Annotated in this window: 18 protein-coding genes; 10 read left to right on the forward strand and 8 right to left on the reverse strand. The window is 69.9% G+C overall.

The annotated features are described in order from the left end of the window. Positions 1–4: 4 nt before the first annotated feature. Entirely contained in the window at positions 5–451 is a 447-nt protein-coding gene (locus G6038_RS19845; RefSeq protein ID WP_165039495.1) for a hypothetical protein, read from the reverse strand. Positions 452–588: 137 nt separating this feature from the next. Here G6038_RS19845 and G6038_RS19850 point away from each other — a divergent pair, with 137 nt between their 5' ends. From G6038_RS19850 to G6038_RS19865, 4 genes are all read left to right on the forward strand, one after another. Then, positions 589–1200, forward strand: coding sequence for a heme-copper oxidase subunit III (locus G6038_RS19850; protein ID WP_165039496.1), 612 nt, complete (start codon positions 589–591; stop codon positions 1198–1200). 99 nt (positions 1201–1299) lie between these two features. Next, complete coding sequence (locus G6038_RS19855) at positions 1300–2133, forward strand: cytochrome c (RefSeq protein WP_165039497.1); 834 nt, start codon at positions 1300–1302, stop codon at positions 2131–2133. Continuing rightward, entirely contained in the window at positions 2130–3257 is a 1128-nt protein-coding gene (locus G6038_RS19860) for a ubiquinol-cytochrome c reductase iron-sulfur subunit (RefSeq protein ID WP_165039498.1), read from the forward strand. The genes G6038_RS19855 and G6038_RS19860 overlap by 4 nt, the downstream gene beginning before the upstream one ends. Beyond that, on the forward strand, positions 3254–4900 hold the full coding sequence (locus G6038_RS19865; protein WP_100057741.1) for a cytochrome bc complex cytochrome b subunit: 1647 nt from the start codon (positions 3254–3256) through the stop codon (positions 4898–4900). Before G6038_RS19860 ends, G6038_RS19865 begins: the two co-directional genes overlap by 4 nt. 704 nt (positions 4901–5604) lie before the next feature. Here G6038_RS19865 and G6038_RS19870 read toward each other — a convergent pair. Together G6038_RS19870 and G6038_RS19875 are read right to left on the reverse strand one after the other, a co-directional pair. Next, the gene (locus G6038_RS19870) at positions 5605–6021 is read right to left on the reverse strand and encodes a cytochrome c oxidase subunit 4 (protein WP_010594341.1); all 417 of its coding nucleotides are present in this window, start codon (positions 6019–6021) and stop codon (positions 5605–5607) included. A gap of 31 nt (positions 6022–6052) precedes the next feature. Next, positions 6053–7117 carry a cytochrome c oxidase subunit II gene (locus tag G6038_RS19875; RefSeq protein ID WP_165039499.1) on the reverse strand — a complete coding sequence of 355 codons (1065 nt, stop codon included), beginning with the start codon at positions 7115–7117 and terminating at the stop codon, positions 6053–6055. Positions 7118–7389: 272 nt separating this feature from the next. Between G6038_RS19875 and asnB the strand changes: the two genes are divergently transcribed. Continuing rightward, positions 7390–9315: an asparagine synthase (glutamine-hydrolyzing) gene (gene asnB / locus G6038_RS19880; RefSeq protein WP_165039500.1), complete on the forward strand. Its 1926-nt coding sequence runs from the start codon at positions 7390–7392 to the stop codon at positions 9313–9315. Between the two features lie 63 nt (positions 9316–9378). Here asnB and G6038_RS19885 read toward each other — a convergent pair whose 3' ends face one another. Both G6038_RS19885 and G6038_RS19890 read right to left on the reverse strand, forming a co-directional pair. Further along, a complete protein-coding gene (locus G6038_RS19885; protein ID WP_165039501.1) occupies positions 9379–10350 on the reverse strand; it encodes a carbohydrate kinase family protein in 972 nt (323 codons plus the stop codon). A gap of 138 nt (positions 10351–10488) precedes the next feature. After that, positions 10489–10839: an iron-sulfur cluster assembly accessory protein gene (locus G6038_RS19890; RefSeq protein WP_029544238.1), complete on the reverse strand. Its 351-nt coding sequence runs from the start codon at positions 10837–10839 to the stop codon at positions 10489–10491. A 145-nt stretch (positions 10840–10984) separates the two neighbouring features. Here G6038_RS19890 and G6038_RS19895 point away from each other — a divergent pair, with 145 nt between their 5' ends. Next, positions 10985–11650, forward strand: a complete 666-nt coding sequence (locus G6038_RS19895) for a DUF3043 domain-containing protein (protein WP_165039502.1) — start codon at positions 10985–10987, stop codon at positions 11648–11650. A gap of 22 nt (positions 11651–11672) precedes the next feature. Here G6038_RS19895 and G6038_RS19900 read toward each other — a convergent pair whose 3' ends face one another. Continuing rightward, a complete protein-coding gene (locus G6038_RS19900; protein WP_165039503.1) occupies positions 11673–11888 on the reverse strand; it encodes a hypothetical protein in 216 nt (71 codons plus the stop codon). A 134-nt stretch (positions 11889–12022) separates the two neighbouring features. On the opposite strand from G6038_RS19900, the gene cobT reads away from it, so the two are divergent. Both cobT and G6038_RS19910 read left to right on the forward strand, forming a co-directional pair. Further along, entirely contained in the window at positions 12023–13126 is a 1104-nt protein-coding gene (gene cobT / locus G6038_RS19905; protein ID WP_165039504.1) for a nicotinate-nucleotide--dimethylbenzimidazole phosphoribosyltransferase, read from the forward strand. Beyond that, positions 13126–13878 (forward strand): adenosylcobinamide-GDP ribazoletransferase, encoded by a 753-nt coding sequence (locus tag G6038_RS19910; protein WP_165039505.1) that lies wholly within the window; start codon positions 13126–13128, stop codon positions 13876–13878. The genes cobT and G6038_RS19910 overlap by 1 nt, the downstream gene beginning before the upstream one ends. Positions 13879–13890: 12 nt before the next feature. On the opposite strand, the gene G6038_RS19915 is transcribed toward G6038_RS19910, so the two are convergent. Both G6038_RS19915 and gcvT read right to left on the reverse strand, forming a co-directional pair. Then, positions 13891–14994, reverse strand: coding sequence for a branched-chain amino acid aminotransferase (locus tag G6038_RS19915; protein ID WP_165039506.1), 1104 nt, complete (start codon positions 14992–14994; stop codon positions 13891–13893). Between the two features lie 33 nt (positions 14995–15027). After that, entirely contained in the window at positions 15028–16128 is a 1101-nt protein-coding gene (gene gcvT / locus G6038_RS19920; RefSeq protein ID WP_165039507.1) for a glycine cleavage system aminomethyltransferase GcvT, read from the reverse strand. Between the two features lie 73 nt (positions 16129–16201). Here gcvT and G6038_RS19925 point away from each other — a divergent pair, with 73 nt between their 5' ends. Together G6038_RS19925 and G6038_RS19930 are read left to right on the forward strand one after the other, a co-directional pair. Further along, complete coding sequence (locus G6038_RS19925; protein ID WP_165039508.1) at positions 16202–17710, forward strand: leucyl aminopeptidase; 1509 nt, start codon at positions 16202–16204, stop codon at positions 17708–17710. 257 nt (positions 17711–17967) lie between these two features. Continuing rightward, a partial coding sequence (locus G6038_RS19930; protein ID WP_346772865.1) for a biotin/lipoyl-containing protein occupies positions 17968–18279 on the forward strand: 312 nt, incomplete at its 3' end.

Below are 18279 nucleotides of genomic sequence, written 5' to 3' on the forward strand. Positions count from 1 at the left end.
GAGCTTAGCCAGCGCCGATCTCCGGCTGCAGGGCGTCCCACCCGAGCGCGGTACCGCCGAGCCGTTGCGCCAGGCCGGCCATCCGCGACCGCTCCTGCGAACAGTGCAGCGCATCGAGCACCTGCACTCGCTGCAACAGAACGGCCTCGAGGCCGGGCCCGGCCGGGTTCGCCGGCTGCGCCGGGGCGTACCCGTCCTGCGCGGCCAGGACGATCGCCCGCTCCACGGAATCGGCCGGCAGCTCGAGGTGGTGGCGCAGCACGGCCTCCGCCTCCGGCGACCAGGGCGGTTCGGTCGCCGCGCCCCGGTCGAGGGCGGTCGAACAGGCCTCGACGTCGTCGAAGGACGAGACCACCACCACCAGGTCCGGCCGCGCCGGATCCAGGGGCTCCGGACGCCTGCGCGAGAACGCTCGCCGGACCCGGCCCCACACCCCTCCGCCACTGCTCATCGCACCACGATCCCACGCGCCACGGGCGGTGCACGACCGCCCCTGGAAAATGCGATCGCACGGCGCCCACCAGCGAAGACGCGCCGATTTCGGCCCCGATTGCCCACGAGTTACTACGAGCAGTCATACTTGCGAACGTGACGAGCGCAGTAGGGACTTCAGGAACTGCAATCACCCAGCGCGTGCACTCGCTGAACCGGCCCAATCTGGTCAGCGTCGGCACCATCGTGTGGTTGTCCAGTGAGCTCATGTTTTTCGCAGGGCTCTTCGCCATGTACTTCGTGGCGCGGGCGCAGGCCGACGGCAACTGGCCGCCGGAGCCTGTCCACCTCAATCTGGCGTTGGCGGTGCCGGTCACCCTCGTGCTGATCGCCTCCTCCTTCACCTGCCAGATGGGTGTGTTCGCGGCCGAACGCGGCGATGTGTTCGGCCTCCGGCGGTGGTACATCATCACCCTCGTCATGGGCACGTTCTTCGTGCTCGGCCAGGGCTTCGAGTACACCCAGCTGGTCGCGGAGGGCGTGACGATCTCCAGCATGGTGTGGGGTTCGGTCTTCTACATCACGACCGGCTTCCACGGCCTGCACGTCATCGGCGGCCTCGTCGCCTTCGTGTTCCTCCTCGTGCGCACGAGGGTCAGCAAGTTCACGCCGGCGCAGGCCACCGCGGCGATCGTCGTCTCTTACTACTGGCACTTCGTCGACATCGTGTGGATCGCGCTGTTTGCCACGATTTATTTCATCCGTTAGCCAGCTGAACGCCCAGGCAGCCCCCTGACGTCCAGTCCGTCCCGACATACCAAAGGGATACAGATGAGTTCATCCCCACCTCTCGCTTCCGAGGGTGACATGCCCGGTCAGTCCGCGGCCGCGTCCGCCAAGTCCCGCCGTCAGCGCAAGCTGCGCCGCCGCGTCACCGGTGCGCTGGTGCTCGCCCTCGGCCTGCTCAGCGCCGGCTTCCTCGCCTCCGCGCTGACTCCCGCGCCGCAGGTGGCGACGGCGAACGAGGACCAGTCGGCCCTGATCCGCGAAGGCAAGCAGCTCTACGAGACCTCCTGCGTCACGTGCCACGGCGCCAACCTGCAGGGTGTGCAGGACCGCGGCCCCAGCCTGATCGGTGTCGGCGAGGCGGCCGTGTACTTCCAGGTCTCCACCGGCCGCATGCCGATGATGCGCAACGAGGCCCAGGCCGTGCGCAAGACGCCGAAGTTCGACGCGGCCCAGACGGACGCCCTCGGCGCGTACATCCAGGCCAACGGCGGCGGCCCCACGCTCATCCGCGACGAGAACGGTGAAATCGCGCAGTCCTCGCTGCGCGGCGACGACGTCGCCCGCGGCAGCGAGCTGTTCCGCCAGAACTGCGCCTCGTGCCACAACTTCACCGGCCGTGGCGGCGCGCTGTCGTCCGGAAAGTTCGCGCCCGTGCTCGACCCGGCGAACGAGCAGCAGATCTACACCGCGATGCTGACCGGTCCGCAGAACATGCCCAAGTTCTCCGATCGTCAGCTCACGCCGGAGGAGAAGCAGGACATCATCGCCTACGTCAAGGCGTCCGGCGAGACGAACAGCCCCGGCGGATACGGCCTGGGCGGTTTCGGCCCCGCCTCCGAGGGCCCGGCGATGTGGGTGGTCGGGATCGTCGCCGTCGTCGGTGCGGCACTGTGGATCGGAGCAAGGTCATGAGTGGCGGCGAAACGCCGAACAAGCACACGATCGAGAACCTCGATCAGATGAGCCGCGACGACCTCGTCGCGCTCGGCACCAACCTCGACGGCGTGGACGTGGCGTTCCGCAAGGACCGCTGGCCCGTCGCGGGGACGCGCGCCGAGAAGCGCGCGGAACGGAACGTCGCCTTCTGGTTCGGGCTGGCGGGTGTGTCGGCTGTCGCGTTCATCGCGGTCTTCATCTTCTGGCCGTGGGAGTACCAGGGCCCCGGTGAGGACAACTACACGCTGTACAACCTGTACACGCCGTTGCTGGGCCTGACCCTGGGTCTGGCGATCCTCGGCGTCGGCGTCGGCGCGGTGCAGTTCACCAAGAAGTTCATCCCGGAGGAGGTGTCGATCCAGGATCGGCACGACGGAGTCTCTTCGGAGGTCGATCGGCGGACGATCGTCGCCGAGCTCTCCGACTCGCTGGACACCTCCACGCTGCCGCGTCGCAAGCTGATCAAGCGCACGGCGCTGTTCGGTGGCGGCGCGCTCGGCCTCGGTCTGATCATGCCGCTCGGCGGTCTGATCAAGAACCCCTGGGCCGAGGGCGACGACTCGCCGCTGTGGGTCTCGGGCTGGACCCCCCGGTACCCGGGCGAGACGATCTACCTGCGCCGCGACACCGGACGCCCGAACGACATCGTCCTGGTCCGCGCGGAGGACCTCGATGCCGGCGGCATGGACACCGTGTTCCCCTTCCGCGAGTCGGACCGCGGTGACGAGCACGCCCTCCTCGAGGGCCTGCGTGGCATCCGCAACGCCGTCATGCTGATCCGTCTCCGCCCCGAGGACACGGCGAGGGCGATCAAGCGCAAGGGTCAGGAGAGCTTCAACTACGGCGACTACTTCGCCTACTCGAAGATCTGCACCCACCTGGGCTGCCCGACGTCGTTGTACGAACAGCAGACCAACCGCATCCTGTGCCCCTGCCACCAGTCGCAGTTCAATGCTCTGGAGTACGGCAAGCCCCTGTTCGGTCCTGCTGCTCGCGCACTGCCGCAGTTGCCTATTACAGTGAACGAAGAGGGCTTCCTCGTCGCCAACGGTGACTTCATCGAGGCTCTCGGTCCGGCATTTTGGGAGCGTCGCCCGTGAGTACTGCAACACCGTCCCGCGCCGCCCACGCGGCGGAGAACATCGACTCGCGCTATCACCCGGCGGCCGGGCTGCGGCGTCAGATCAACAAGGTGTTCCCCACCCACTGGTCCTTCCTCCTGGGTGAGATCGCCCTGTACAGCTTCGTGATCCTGCTGATCTCGGGCGTGTACCTGACGTTGTTCTTCGATCCGTCCCTCGCGCACGTCACCTACGACGGCGCCTACACCCCCCTGCGCGGCGTCACGATGTCGCGTGCGTACGAGACGACCCTGGACATCTCCTTCGAGGTGCGCGGCGGCCTGTTCGTCCGGCAGATCCACCACTGGGCCGCGCTGATGTTCGCCGCGTCGATCATCGTGCACCTGCTGCGCGTGTTCTTCACCGGTGCGTTCCGCCGTCCGCGTGAAGCGAACTGGGTGATCGGCTCGCTGCTGCTGATCCTGGCGATGTTCGAGGGCTTCTTCGGCTACTCGCTGCCCGACGACCTGCTCTCCGGCACCGGCCTGCGCGCCGCGCTGTCCGGCATCACCATCAGCATCCCGGTGATCGGCACCTGGATGCACTGGCTGATCTTCGGCGGCGACTTCCCCGGCATGCTCATCATCCCGCGCCTGTACGTCGCGCACGTGCTGCTGATTCCGGGCATCATCCTCGCCCTGATCGCAGCCCACCTCGCCCTGGTCTGGTACCAGAAGCACACCCAGTTCCCCGGCCCCGGCCGTACCGAGCAGAACGTCGTCGGTGTCCGGATCCTGCCGGTGTTCGCGGTCAAGTCCGGTGCGTTCTTCGCCATCACCTTCGCAGTGCTGGCGCTGATGAGCGGTCTGCTGCAGATCAACCCGGTCTGGAACATCGGACCGTACAACCCGTCGCAGGTGTCCGCCGGCTCGCAGCCCGACATCTACATGATGTGGACGGACGGTCTGGCCCGTATCTGGCCGGCATGGGAGATCTATCTCTTCGGCCGCTACACGATCCCCGCGGTGTTCTGGATCGCAGTGATCATGGGCCTGGTCTTCACGGTGCTCATCGCCTACCCGTGGATCGAGAAGAAGTTCACCAAGGACGACGCGCACCACAACCTGCTGCAGCGTCCGCGGGACGTGCCGGTCCGGACCGCAATCGGCGCGATGGCTCTGACGTTCTACGCCATCGCGACCATCATGTGCATCAACGACATCATCGCCTACAAGTTCGACATCTCGCTGAACGCGATGACGTGGATCGGCCGCATCGGCATCCTGCTCGGCCCGCCGCTCGCCTACTACCTGACCTACCGGTTCTGCCTGGGCCTGCAGCGCAGCGACCGTCAGGTGCTCGAACACGGCATCGAGACGGGCATCGTCCGTCGCCTGCCGCACGGCGAGTACATCGAGATCCACCAGCCGCTCGGCCCGGTGGACGAGCACGGCCACCCGATTCCGCTCGAGTACCAGGGTGCTCCGGTACCGAAGCGCATGAACAAGCTCGGCACCGCCGGCAAGCCCGGTGCGGGTAGCTGGTGGAGCGCGGACCCGGCCGAGGAGGCGACGGCACTCGAGGCCGCGCACCACGAGGCCGAGGTCGAGCAGCGCGCCATCCTGAGCGAGTACCAGACGCGCGTCCACGGCACCACGGACGGCGACGGCAAGGCGCACTGACGGTCGCCCCGAGTCCGACACCACGGGAGGGGCCCCGAACCGGGAACGGTTCGGGGCCCCTCCCGTTTCTCCGTGGTCCTCTGCGGCTTCGTTCCTCACCACTCCACTGCCGGCACGACGGCGAGCGCCACTTCGACGGGATCGCCGCCGTAGTACATCACGCCGTGGTACATCGAGCAGCCCGCCGGCCCGTAGATCCGCCGTGGCCACAGGGAGCCTGGCGGCGGGTGGGCGTGAGGGCTCTCGGCCGGAATCGCGTGTGCAGCTCCGGCGAGGTACACCGGATCACCGCCGAATCCGGGGCCGGGGAAGTGCCGGACGGGTCGCCCCTGGCCGATTGCCGGTCCCCCATCGTCAGCAGCACCCGTCGCGCGGGATCCGGGCGCAGACCTGGCCGCGCTCGGAACCAGCGGTCGACGTACTGCACGAGGCGGCGTACGCCCTCGTCACCGGTGCGGTCGCGGACGTTCGGGCGGGTCGGCACAGTGGCACGCCGCGAACCTACCTGGTCGACCCCGGCGTCGATCCGTTTCCGAGCGCGCCGTGGGACGAGTGCCCGGATAATACCGGCCGGATCGCGAGGCGAGCCGCCGCGCGCAGCGAAAGCGCCCCAGCCTCAGCAGTCCGGGCGCGGATAGACCTCGGGGCGGCCTCACCACATGGTGAGGCCGCCCCGAGGCGTCGGATCTACGCGCTGTGCGCGCTCAGTGCTTCTCGGGTCCGACGTGGTACTCGAACACCAGGCCGGCCGCGGCAGCGAGGATCAGGACCACGGCGAGCACGATCAGCCACGGCTGGAAGAAGGCCAGCGCGATGGCGGCGAAGGCAGCAGCCCCGGCCAGCAGGATCGGCCAGTAGCTACCCGCACTGAAGAAGCCCAGGTCGCCTGCGCCATCGCTGATCTCGGCCTCCTCGTAGTCCTCCGGACGGGTGTCGAGGCGACGGGCCACGAACCGGAAGTAGGTGCCGACGATGAGCGTCAGGCCGGCGGAGAGCACGATCGCCGTCAGGCCGGCCCACTCGATGCCCGTGCGGGACAGGCCGGTGAACACTCCGTACACGATGGCGACGAGCACGAAGAACACCGTCACGACTTCGAAGAGCTTGGCTTCGATCTTCATATCAGCTTGTCCTTGGTCGGAGGTTTACCGGTCAGTTGCCCGCGGTGACGACACCACTGGCCGCGCGGTCGGTGCGGTCGGTCTTGAACGGGGTGGTGGACGTCGCGACCGGGGACTCGCCGATGCGCTCGAGCGCCTGCGCGTTGGTCAGGCCCTCGCCACCGTCCTCGACGGGCTTGCGGAGCTCGATGTACTCCGCGAACCGCTCCGGGCTCACGGCGCGGACCTCGAAGTTCATCATCGCGTGGTAGGTGCCGCACATCTCGGCACAGCGGCCGACGAACGCGCCCTCCTCCTGGATCTCGGAGATCTGGAAGACCGGGTCGGAGCTGTTGTTCAGCGGATTCGGGTTGACGTCACGCTTGAACAGGAACTCGGGCACCCAGAAGGAATGGATCACGTCGGACGAGGCGAGCACGAACTCGATCCGGCGATCGGTCGGCAGAACGAGAACCGGGATCTCGTTGCTGGTGCCGATCGTCTCGATCTTGTTGTAGTGCAGGTACGACAGGTCCTCGGTCTCCTGCCCGTGGATCGGGGCCGGGATCTCGTGCTCGCCGCCGGCATGTTCCTCGGTGTCGCCCTCGACCGCGGCCTGCGCGATCTCGTCCGTCCCCTCGTAGCGCGCCGTGCCCTCACCGAGGTCGACGGTGCGGTAGCCGAACTTCCAGTTCCACTGGAACGCCGTGACGTCGACGACGACGTTCGGGTTGTCCTCCTTCTCGAGGACGTAGTTCTGCACCACCACGGTGAAGTAGAACAGCACCGCGATGATGACGAACGGCACCGCCGTGTACAGCAGCTCGAGCGGCACGTTGTAGGCCGTCTGCCGCGGAAACTCCGGCGAGTCCTTCTTCTTGCGATGGAAGATGACCACCCAGAAGGTCAGGCCCCACACCAGCACACCCATGACGAGGGCGGCGACGACCGACCACGTCCACAGTTCACGCATACGCTCGGCCTGCGGGGTAATCCCCTCCGGCCAGCCGAAACGCAGGACTTCCTCGCTGCTACATCCCGTCAGCAGCACGGCTGCAATACCGAGAGATGCTGCCAGCCCGAACCGCCGAAGGATCCGACCTTGCGCCACGTTCACGCCTTCCTGATCGCCGCAATTCCACTAGGGCACACCCGGAGGGCAGACCCAATTACTACGCAGCGTAGACCAAACCCGGCCGCGATCCATCCCCGGGGCGCACACAACGTGTCGCGTCGTCGCGTGCCCGCTGCTCACGGCCCGGGTCGACGCCGGCCACCGGCTGCCGCGCCCCCCGGGCTGCGGCATACTGCCATGCAGACCGTCGGTCCCTGCTGCGGCAACATCCCGGGGGCCGAATCCATCCCAATCGGAATGAGGTATCGGACGCCGTGTGCGGACTGCTCGGGTTACTGACCACTGACGGCACCAGCGACGACGCCGTCGCCAGGGTCGACTCCGCGATGCATTGCCTGCGCCACCGCGGACCGGACGAGCACGGCACCTGGCACGACGGCGACCTGGTCTACGGGTTCAACCGGCTGTCGATCATCGACATCGCGCACTCGCACCAGCCGCTGCGGTGGGGGCCCCCGGAGTCCCCGGAGCGCTACGCCCTGACCTTCAACGGCGAGATCTACAACTACGTGGAGCTGCGGGCCGAGCTGGCGGAGAAGTACGGGGCGCAGTTCGCCACCGAGGGGGACAGCGAGACCATCGTCGCCGCGTACCACCACTGGGGTACGGAGGCGGTGCGACGGCTGCGGGGCATGTTCGCGTTCGCGATCTGGGACACCGAGACGCGCGAGCTGTTCCTCGCCCGCGACCCGTTCGGCATCAAGCCGCTGTTCCTCGCCACGGGCACCGGCGGCACCGCGTTCGGCAGCGAGAAGAAGAGCCTGCTGGAGCTGGTCGATCTGATCGGGATCGGCACCGACCTCGACCCCCGGGCCGTCGAGCACTACACGGTGCTGCAGTACGTTCCCGAGCCGGAGACTCTGCACAAGGAGATCCGGCGGCTCGAGTCCGGCTGCTACGCCCGGGTGCGGCCGGGTGGCCGGCCGGAGATCACCCGTTACTTCGAGCCGACCTTCCCGGTCCGGCCCTTCGCCGCGGGCCGCGAGCGCGACCGGTACCGGGAGATCGCCGAGGCGCTCGAGGACTCCGTCGCCAAGCACATGCGTGCCGACGTGACGGTCGGGTCGTTCCTGTCCGGCGGCATCGACTCCACGGCCGTCGCGGCGCTCGCGATGCGGCACAATCCGAACCTGATCACGTTCACCACCGGGTTCGAGCGCGAGGGCTACTCGGAGGTCGACGTGGCGGCCGAGTCCGCCGCCGCGATCGGCGCCCGCCACGTCGTCAAGGTCGTCTCCCCCGCCGAGTTCGCCGCGGCGATCCCCGAGATCGTGTGGTATCTGGACGACCCCGTCGCCGATCCCGCGCTGGTGCCCCTGTGGTTCGTCGCCAAGGAGGCCCGCAAGCACGTGAAGGTGGTGCTCTCCGGGGAAGGCGCCGACGAGCTGTTCGGCGGTTACACCATCTACCGCGAGCCGCTGTCGCTGAAGCCGTTCGAGTACCTGCCGAAGCCGTTGCGGCGCGCGGCCGGGAAGCTGTCGGAGCGCATCCCCGAGGGCACCCGCGGCAAGAGCCTGCTGCATCGCGGGTCGATGACCCTCGAGGAGCGGTACTACGGCAACGCCCGCAGCTTCAACGACGCGCAGCTGCGGGCGGTGCTGCGCGACTTCCGTCCGGAATGGACGCATCAGGACGTCACCGCGCCGATCTACGCCCGCTCCGCGGGCTGGGATCCCGTCGCGCGGATGCAGCACCTCGACCTGTTCACGTGGCTGCGCGGCGACATCCTCGTCAAGGCCGACAAGATGACGATGGCGAACTCGCTGGAGTTGCGGGTGCCGTTCCTGGATCCGGAGGTCTTCCGCGTCGCCTCGCAGGTACCCCTGGATCAGAAGATCACGAAGAACACCACCAAGTACGCGCTGCGCCAGGCCCTCGAGGGCATCGTCCCGCCGCACGTCCTGCACCGCGCCAAGCTCGGCTTCCCCGTGCCGCTGCGGCACTGGCTGCGCGGCCCGGAGCTGTTCGAGTGGGCTCGCGCCGTGATCGCCGAGTCGGGCACCGAGCACCTGCTGGACAAGGCGGCCGTCGGCCGGATGCTCGACGAGCACCGCGAGGGCCGCGTCGATCACAGTCGTCGGCTGTGGACGGTGCTGGTGTTCATGATCTGGCACGGCATCTTCGTCGAGCAGCGCATCGTGCCGGAGATCCAGGAGCCGGCCTACCCGGTCGAGGTGTAGGGCCGCTACGCGGCCGGTGTGTCCTTCGGGCGGTGGGAACCGCCCGAAGGACACACCGGGCGGTCACGGCAGGATCGCGGCGATCTCGTCCGCGGCCGTCTGCCCGTACGCGACCGCCAGCCGCTTGACCGCGTCGGGGCGGTCGAAGGTCCATTCCTGGGTGCCGGTGGTCTCGAGTACGAGCACCGCAACGAGCGAGCCGAGCTGGGCGGCACGCTCGAGGCTGAGGCCGGCCCGGTGTCCCAGCAGGAAGCCCGCCCGGAACGCGTCGCCGACGCCGGTGGGATCCACCTTGGCCCGCTCGGGCACGACGCCGACGTGAATCCGGTGGCCGTCCCGTTCGACGATCTCGACGCCGTGGCCGCCGAGCGTGGTGACGCGCAGGCCGACCATTCCCCGGATCTGCTCCTCGGACAGGCCGGTCTTCTGCTGCAGGAGTCCCCACTCGTACTCGTTGGTGAACAGGTAGGCGGCACCGTCGATCAGCCGGGCCGCCTCGTCGCCGCTGAGACGGGCGAGCTGCTGGGACGGGTCGGCCGCGAACGGCATGCCGAGCTGACGGCACTCGTCGGTGTGCCGAGCCATCGCCTCCGGGTCGTTGGCGCCGATCAGGACCAGGTCGACCCCGTGCGGCCCGGTCACGTCGGCGAGGGAGATGTCCCGGGCCTCGGACATCGCGCCGGGGTAGAACGACGCGATCTGTGCCATCGCCTCGTCGGTCGTGCACACGAAGCGCGCCGTGTGCGCGGTCTGCGACACGTGCACGGGGTCGCAGTTGACGCCGTTGCCCTCGAGCCACGCACGGTACTCGGCGAAGTCGGCGCCGACCGCCCCGACGAGCACCGGCGACCCGCCGAGCACGCCCATCGCGTAGGCGATGTTGCCGCCCACGCCCCCGCGACGGACCACCAGGTCGTCGACCAGGAAGCTGAGCGAGATGTGGCTGAGCTGGTCTGCGACGAGCTGCTCGGCGAAGCGTCCGGGGAAACGCATGAGGTGGTCGGTGGCGATGGAACCGGTCACGGCGATGGTCACGTGGCTGGGCCTTTCAGCGAAGGACTGGGACCGATCTCACGCTACCCGCACCCACTCGCACCGCACTGCGGCCCCGACGCGAGTGCGCGTCGGGGCCGCAGTGCGGACCGCGTCCTTCGGACACGGCGCGGACTTACGTCAGTTGAACGAATCGCCGCAGGCGCAGGAGCCGGTGGCGTTCGGGTTGTCGATCGTGAAGCCCTGCTTCTCGATGGTGTCGACGAAGTCGATCGACGCGCCTTCGACGTAGGGGGCACTCATGCGGTCGACGGCGAGGATGACGCCGCCGAAGTCGCGGGTGAGGTCACCGTCGAGCGTCCGGTCGTCGAAGAACAGCTGGTAGCGAAGGCCCGCACACCCACCCGGCTGCACGGCGATGCGCAGCGAGAGGTCGTCGCGGCCCTCCTGGTCGAGCAGCGCCTTCGCCTTGGCGGAGGCGGCCTCGGTCATGGTGACGCCGTGAGTGGCGGTCTCTTCCTGCACAGTCATGGGCGCTCCCTAGTCTTTCGTGTTCAAACCCGGTTGCCTCAACGGTACCGCGCGCGCATCTATTCCTCATGCCCGCCTCGGACCGCACGCGGGCCTGACCGGGGGCGATTTTCCGGCCGGGACAGTTTTCCCATAGCCTGGAGGGGTGAAGTTGCTACGCCGCGGCGGTTCCGACGAATCCGACAACGGGGACCTCGGCGCGTCCGAGTCCGTCGCCGCCCCGCAGTCCGAGGCCGGCAAGGCGACGACCGGCAAGGGTCGCCCCACTCCGAAGCGCCGGGAGGCCGAGGCCCGCCGCCGCGGTCCCGTCGCTCCGGCCCCGTTGACCGCCAAGGAAGCCAGGGCGCGCCGCAAGGCGGCGAAGCAGTCCCTCTCCAAGGCGGAGCGCAAGGCGCAGTCCGCGGAGCGCCGCGCCGCCGCCGGCGAGCGCCGCACCCGCATGCTCGCGGGCGAGGAGAAGTACCTGCTGCCCCGCGACAAGGGGCCTGTGCGGGCCTACGTGCGCGACCTGGTGGACAGCCGCCGCAACCTCGTGGGCCTGTTCATGCCCATGGCGCTGATCCTGATCATGACGATGTTCCTCGGGCCGGTGGTCCAGCAGTACGTCACGCTCGCGATGTTCGCGATGATCGTGCTCATGGTGATCGAGGGGATCTACCTCGGCCGCCTCGTGAACAAGAAGGCCCGGGCCCGCTTCCCCGACACCACGGAGGGCGGCTTCGGCCTGGGGTGGTATGCGTTCGTGCGAGCCTCGCAGATCCGCAAGCTCCGGGCGCCGCTGCCGCGGGTGTCCCCCGGCGACGCCGTCTGACCGCACCGGGCCTGCACGCCGGTCAGTGATGCGGCGCTCGGCGCGCATCGATCGTGCTGCGCACCCAGCCGGCCGACGGGTCGCCGCGGAGGGGCGACGGATCCTGCGGCCGGAAGTGGTTGTGGCGCCACCAGGCCCGCGTCACCCACCGCAGGGCGGGACGGGAACGGGCCCGCGCGAGTTCGAGGCCGGCGACGAGCGCGGCCAACACGAGGACGATCACGACGACCTGGCTCATGACGGACAGTCTGTCGCCGCTGCAACTCCCGAAACAGTGGCAGCAAAGCCATCCACCGTCGATTTTCTGCCACTGCACCGGTTGATAGCGTCCAGCGGTGGCTTCGGCCTCCGCCACTTCGTGAAAGGTGCCCCGTGAGCAGCCAATCCGTCCACTCCGCCGACGTCGTCTTCCCACCCGTCGTCGCCCCCGACCGGGAGGTCCGCCGGCGCGCCGACGACCGGCAGCGCGATCTCACCAAGCCTGCCGGTTCCCTCGGCCGGCTGGAGGAGCTGGGGTGCTGGGTCGCGTCCTGCCAGGGGCAGGTGCCGCCCCGCCCGTTCACCCGTCCCCGCGTGGTGGTGTTCGCCGGCGATCACGGTGTCGCCCGCGGCGGCGTCTCGGCGTATCCCCCCGAGGTGACCGCTCAGATGGTCGCCAACTTCCTCGCCGGCGGCGCCGCGGTCAACGTTCTCGCCGCCACCGCCGGTGCCGGGGTCCGGGTAGTGGACATGGCCGTCGACGGTGACACGGATCCGGCGGTCTCCGCACACAAGGTGCGCCGGTCGAGCGGCTCCATCGACCGGGAGGACGCGCTCACCGAGGAAGAGACCGTCCAGGCGATCACCGCCGGGCGAGCCGTCGCCGACGAGGAGGTCGACTCGGGAGCCGACCTGCTCGTCGCGGGCGACATGGGGATCGGCAACACCACCCCGGCGACGGCGCTGATCGCCACCCTCACCGGCACCGAACCCGTCGCGGCCGTGGGACGCGGCACCGGCATCGACGACGCCGCCTGGATGCGCAAGGTCGCCGCGATCCGTGACGCGATGCGCCGCGCCCGGCCTCACGCCCGCAACCCGGTGGCGCTGCTGCGCACCGCCGGAGGCGCCGACCTCGCCGCGATGGCCGGGTACCTCGCGCAGGCGGCGGTACGCCGGACCCCGGTCGTGCTCGACGGGGTCGTCGTCACCGCCGCGGCGCTCGTCGCCGAGGAACTCGCCCCGGGGGCCCGGGACTGGTGGATCGCCGGGCACCGCTCCACCGAACCGGCCCACACGCTGGCCCTGCGGCACCTGAACCTGGATCCCCTCGTCGACCTCGGGATGCGCCTCGGCGAGGGTTCGGGGGCGGTCGCTGCGCTGCCGATCCTGCACGGCGCGGTGGCGATCCTCACGAACATGGCGACGTTCGCCGAGGCCGGCGTGAGCACCCGGGACGAGGACGCCACGCCGGTCGCCGATCCGCGCGACGACTGATGCGCGGCATCGCCCTCGCCCTCTCCTGGCTCACCGTGCTGCCGGTTCGGGGACCGGGGCGCATCGATCGCGGCGCCGGGGGCGCGGCCATCGCCGCGGCGCCGGTGGCCGGACTCGTGCTGGGTCTCGCCGCCGCGGGCGTGCTGTGGGCGGCGGTCGCCGTCGGCTGCACTCCCCTGCTCGCCGGCCTGATCGGGGTGGGGTTCCTGGGCCTCGCGACGCGGGGCATGCACCTCGACGGCCTGTGCGACACGGCGGACGGCCTCGGCTGCTACGGACCGCCGGAGCGGGCTCGTGAGGTGATGAAGTCGGGCGGCGCCGGGCCGTTCGGGGTGGCCACCCTGGTGGTCGTGCTCGGTGCGCAGGCCGCCTCCTTCGGGGCGCTCGCCGACGCGCGATCCTGGCCCGCCGTGATCCTCGCCGTTACCGCCGGCCGGGTCGCGGTCGTCCTCGCCTGTCGCCGCGGCGTGGCCGCAGCGCCGGGCAGCGGGTTCGGTGCCCTGGTGGCGGGGACACAGCCGCTCGGGGTAGGCGCCGTGTGGGCCGGTGGCGCGGTCGTCGCGGCGGCCTGGTGCGTGCCCGGCTCCTGGTGGGCCGGCCCGGCGACGGTCGCCGTGGCACTCGGTGCTGCACTGCTGCTGGTGCGGCACTGCGTCCGCCGGTTCGGCGGTCTCAACGGCGACGCGCTCGGGGCCGGCCTCGAGACGACGGTGACGATCGTGGCCGCGGCGCTGAGCGCGACCGTCGCGTAGGACCGGCCGCGCTCAGCGCAGGGTGGTGAGCCAGCCGTGGGTGTCGGCGAACGTCCCGCGCTGGATGCCGGTGAGGGTGTCGCGCAGGGCCATGGTGACCTTGCCGGGCTCGCCGTCGGCCACGGTGAACTCGCCGTCCCGGCTCTTGACGGTGCCGACCGGGGTGATGACCGCCGCCGTGCCACACGCGAAGACCTCGGTGATCTCGCCGTCGGCGACCTTCGACTCCCATTCGTCCACCGAGATCTTGCGCTCCTCCACCTCGAGGCCGGCGTCCCTCGCCAGGGTGAGCAGGGAGTCACGGGTGATCCCGGGCAGCAGCGAGCCGGACAGCTCCGGCGTCACCAGCCTCGCGTCGGCACCCGATCCGAAGATGAAGCACAGATTCATGCCGCCCATCTCCTCGATGTAGCGGCGCTCGACGGCGTCGAGCCACACGACCTGGTCGCAGCCCTGCTCGGTGGCCTGTGCCTGCGCCAGCAGCGACGCGGCATAGTTCCCGGAGAACTTGGCGTCGCCCGTGCCGCCCGGCGCGGCCCGCACGTACTCCTGCGAGATCCACACGCTCACCGGCTTGACGCCGCGGGGGAAGTACGCGCCGGCCGGGGACGCGATCAGCATGTACCGGTACTGGTTCGCGGGCCGCACGCCGAGACCCGCCTCGGTGGAGAACATGAACGGCCGCAGATACAGCGACTCCTCGCCGCCGGCGGCGGGCACCCACTCGTGGTCGGCCTCGACCAGCTCCGCGATCGAACGGACGAACAACTCGTCCGGGAGCTCGGCCATCGCCAGGCGCCGCGAGGACCGGCGCATCCGTTCGGCGTTGGAGTACACGCGGAACGCCGCGATGCTGCCGTCGGGCTGCCGGTAGACCTTCAGGCCCTCGAAGATCGCCTGCCCGTAGTGCAGCACCATCGCGGCCGGATCGAGCTGCATCGGCCCGTACGGCTGGACGGTGGCGTCGTGCCAGCCGCGGCCCTCGGTGTAGTCGATCGTGACCATGTGATCGGTGAAATACCGGCCGAACCCCGGATCCGCCAATATCTCTCCACGCCGCTCCGCGGAGGCGGGCGAGGGATGCGGAATGTGGGCGAATTCGAGGACACCGGTCATGACCGTTGATCCTATCGAACCGCCCGCACCGCCCTACTTGGTGTGGTCGGGGACGAACGGGGGGACGACCAGCTGGGCGCGCAGGGCGCGTCCCCGGACCTCGACCGTGACCTCGTCGCCGGCGGCGAGGCCCGCCGCCGTATCGAGCAGGGCCAGCGCGATGCCGACCTTGAGCGTCGGGGAGAACGTGCCGGACGTGGTCTCCCCCATCGTGTTTCCGTCGCGCAACACCTTCAGGTCCGGCCGCAGCACGCCACGGTCGAGCGCCTGCAGCCCCCACAGCCGTCGCGCGGGACCGGACTCCTTCTCCGCGACGAGCGCCGCACGCCCCCGGAACGCCGGCTTGCTCCAGCCCACCGCCCAGCCGCAGCGGGCCTGCAGGGGCGAGATCGCCTCCGACAGCTCGTGCCCGTGCAGCGGGTAGCCCATCTCGGTGCGCAGAGTGTCACGGGCGCCCAGCCCGGCAACCTGACCGCCGGCGGCGCGCACGGCGTCGGCCAGCTCCCGGAACAGCGCCTCGGCGTCGGCCCAGCGCGGCACCAGCTCGAAGCCGCGCTCACCGGTGTAGCCGGTGCGGCACACGCGTACCGGCAGTCCGTTCCACTGCGCATCCACGAAGCTCATGTAGCCGAGGTCGGTGGGCAGCCCCAGCCCCTGCAGGACGGCTTCGGAGTTCGGTCCCTGCACGGCGAAGACGCCGTGGTCGCGGTGCTCGTTCGTCACCGTCACGCCCTCGGGCGCGTTCGCGGCGAGGACGGCGACGACCGCGGCGGTGTTCGCGGCGTTCGGCACGAGGAACAACTCCTCGTCGGAGACGTAGTAGACGATCAGGTCGTCGGTGACACCGCCGGACTCGGTACAGCAGAGGGTGTACTGCGCCTTGCCCGGTCCGATCTTGCGCAGGTCGTTGGTGAGCGTCGAGTTGACGTAGTCGGCCGCGCCCGGGCCGGCGACGAGGGCCTTGCCCAGATGGCTGACGTCGAACAGGCCCACGTTCTCGCGCACGGCGGTGTGCTCGGCGACGGTGCCGGCGTACGACACAGGCATCTGCCAGCCACCGAAGGCCGCGAAGGTCGCACCGAGTTCGGTGTGGACGGCGTGGATCGGGCCCTGCAGCAGTGACTGGTCGCTCATGCGCCCCACGCTATCCCACCCCCCGGGATCATTAGCATCGGTGCCACGACCCCCTTCCCCCTAGGAGACGCCTGTGAGTGCCATTTCGCCCACCCTTCCCGAACTCGTTCTCGCCGGAAGCGTTTCCAAGCGCGCGGACGTCCTCGTCATCGGCCTGACCGCAGGCGACGACGGTCCCGAGGCCCTGCTCGGCGACGGACTGGTAGACGAGGACGTCCTCGGCGGGCTGCTCGACGCCCTGCAGTCCGTCGGCGCCAAGGGCAAGGCCGAGGAAGTCACGCGGATCCCCGCGCCGGCCGCCCTCCCGGTCACCAGCGTGCTCGCCGTCGGACTCGGCGCCGCCGGCAAGATCGACGCCGAACAGGTGCGCCGCTCCGCCGGCGCCGCGGCGCGCGCCCTCGCCGGCGCCTCCGTGGTCGCGACGACCCTGTCCGCCGTGGATCTCGGCGCCGCCGCGGAGGGCTTCGCGCTCGGCGCGTACACGTTCACCGAGTTCCGCACCGCCAAGTCGAACTCCGACGACGCGCAGCCCCCCGCCCGGATCGAGCTGCTCGTCGCGTCGCCGCGCGCCCGCGAGGTCAAGGCGGCGCTGGCCCGGGCGACGGCCGTCGCCGAGGCGGTCGCCACCGCCCGCGAGTTCGTCAACACCCCGCCGAGCCACCTGTTCCCGGCCGAGTTCGCCGAGCGCGCGCAGGCGCTCGGCACCGCCGCCGGGCTGCGGGTCGAGGTGCTGGACGAGAAGGCGCTCGAGCGGCAGGGCTACGGCGGCATCGTCGGGGTCGGCAAGGGGTCGTCGCGCCCGCCGCGGCTCGTGCGGCTGAGCTACTCCGCCAAGAAGCGCAAGGCCCCGAAGGTCGCGCTCGTCGGCAAGGGCATCACGTTCGACACCGGCGGCATCTCCATCAAGCCGGCCGCCGGGATGGAGAACATGACCTCCGACATGGGCGGGGCCGCGGCGGTGGTCGCGACGGTCGTGCTCGCCGCGAAGCTGGGGGTGGCGGCAGACGTGACCGCGACCGTGCCGATGGCCGAGAACATGCCGTCCGCGACGGCACAGCGTCCCGGCGACGTGCTCACCCAGTACGGCGGCACCACCGTCGAGGTGATCAACACCGACGCCGAGGGTCGTCTCATCCTTGCCGACGCCATCGTCCGCGCCTGCGAGGACGAGCCCGACTACCTGATCGACACCGCGACGCTCACGGGCGCGCAGATGGTCGCCCTGGGGACGCGGACGCCGGGCGTCATGGGCACCGACGAGTTCCGGGACCGTGTCGCACGGCTCTCGCAGGAGGCGGGCGAGAACGGGTGGGCGATGCCGCTGCCGGCCGAGCTGCGCGCGGACCTGAACTCCCGGGTAGCCGATCTGGCCAACGTCACGCCGCACCGGTGGGGCGGGATGCTCGCCGCCGGCCTGTATCTGAAGGAGTTCGTCGCCGAGGGCGTGCAGTGGGCCCACATCGACGTGGCCGGGCCGGCTTTCAACACCGGAAGCCCGTTCGGCTACGTCGGCAAGGGCGGCACCGGTGTGCCGGTGCGCACCCTCTTCGCCGTCATCGAGGACATCGCGGACAACGGCTGATCCGTCCGGCGCGTCCCTGCCGGGCGGCGGGGACGCGCGGGCGCGCGTGACCCAACCCTCGTCGAACGCCGCGATTGGATCAGTGCAAGGATGGTCGAGGTCATACCCGGCATCGGGTGTGGTCTCAACCGAACACCGCAAGACACCGCACGAGACCGTGGCCTCGAGCACAATGGTCTGCGACCACACAATGGTCCGCGACCATCGGTCGGCACAACTCAACACACCCGAACACAACCGTCGAGGAGTCAACAGACATGGCCTTCTCCGTCCAGATGCCAGCGCTTGGTGAGAGCGTCACCGAGGGAACTGTCACGCGATGGCTCAAGCAGGAAGGAGACACGGTCGAAGTCGACGAGCCGCTGCTCGAAGTTTCCACGGACAAGGTCGACACCGAGATCCCCTCGCCCACGGCCGGTGTGCTGGTGAAGATCGTCGCCCAAGAGGACGAGACGATCGAGATCGGCGGCGAGCTGGCGGTGATCGGTGACTCCGCCGACGACGCGGGATCGTCCACCGCCCCCTCCGCCGCCCCGTCCGAGGAGGCGGCGGAGGGGGCGGTGGACGAT

The organism is Rhodococcus sp. 14C212 (assembly GCF_011058195.1).
In the GTDB taxonomy this organism is placed as follows: Bacteria; Actinomycetota; Actinomycetes; order Mycobacteriales; family Mycobacteriaceae; genus Rhodococcus; species Rhodococcus aetherivorans.

Coding starts and splice junctions, on each gene's coding strand:
- G6038_RS19900 (WP_165039503.1), bottom strand. CDS start 11,888: ATGAGCCAGGTCGTCGTGATCGTCCTCGTGTTGGCCGCGCTCGTCGCC.
- G6038_RS19855 (WP_165039497.1), top strand. CDS start 1,300: ATGCCCGGTCAGTCCGCGGCCGCGTCCGCCAAGTCCCGCCGTCAGCGC.
- G6038_RS19910 (WP_165039505.1), top strand. CDS start 13,126: ATGCGCGGCATCGCCCTCGCCCTCTCCTGGCTCACCGTGCTGCCGGTT.
- G6038_RS19845 (WP_165039495.1), bottom strand. CDS start 451: ATGAGCAGTGGCGGAGGGGTGTGGGGCCGGGTCCGGCGAGCGTTCTCG.
- gcvT (WP_165039507.1), bottom strand. CDS start 16,128: ATGAGCGACCAGTCACTGCTGCAGGGCCCGATCCACGCCGTCCACACC.
- G6038_RS19870 (WP_010594341.1), bottom strand. CDS start 6,021: ATGAAGATCGAAGCCAAGCTCTTCGAAGTCGTGACGGTGTTCTTCGTG.
- G6038_RS19890 (WP_029544238.1), bottom strand. CDS start 10,839: ATGACTGTGCAGGAAGAGACCGCCACTCACGGCGTCACCATGACCGAG.
- G6038_RS19860 (WP_165039498.1), top strand. CDS start 2,130: ATGAGTGGCGGCGAAACGCCGAACAAGCACACGATCGAGAACCTCGAT.
- G6038_RS19915 (WP_165039506.1), bottom strand. CDS start 14,994: ATGACCGGTGTCCTCGAATTCGCCCACATTCCGCATCCCTCGCCCGCC.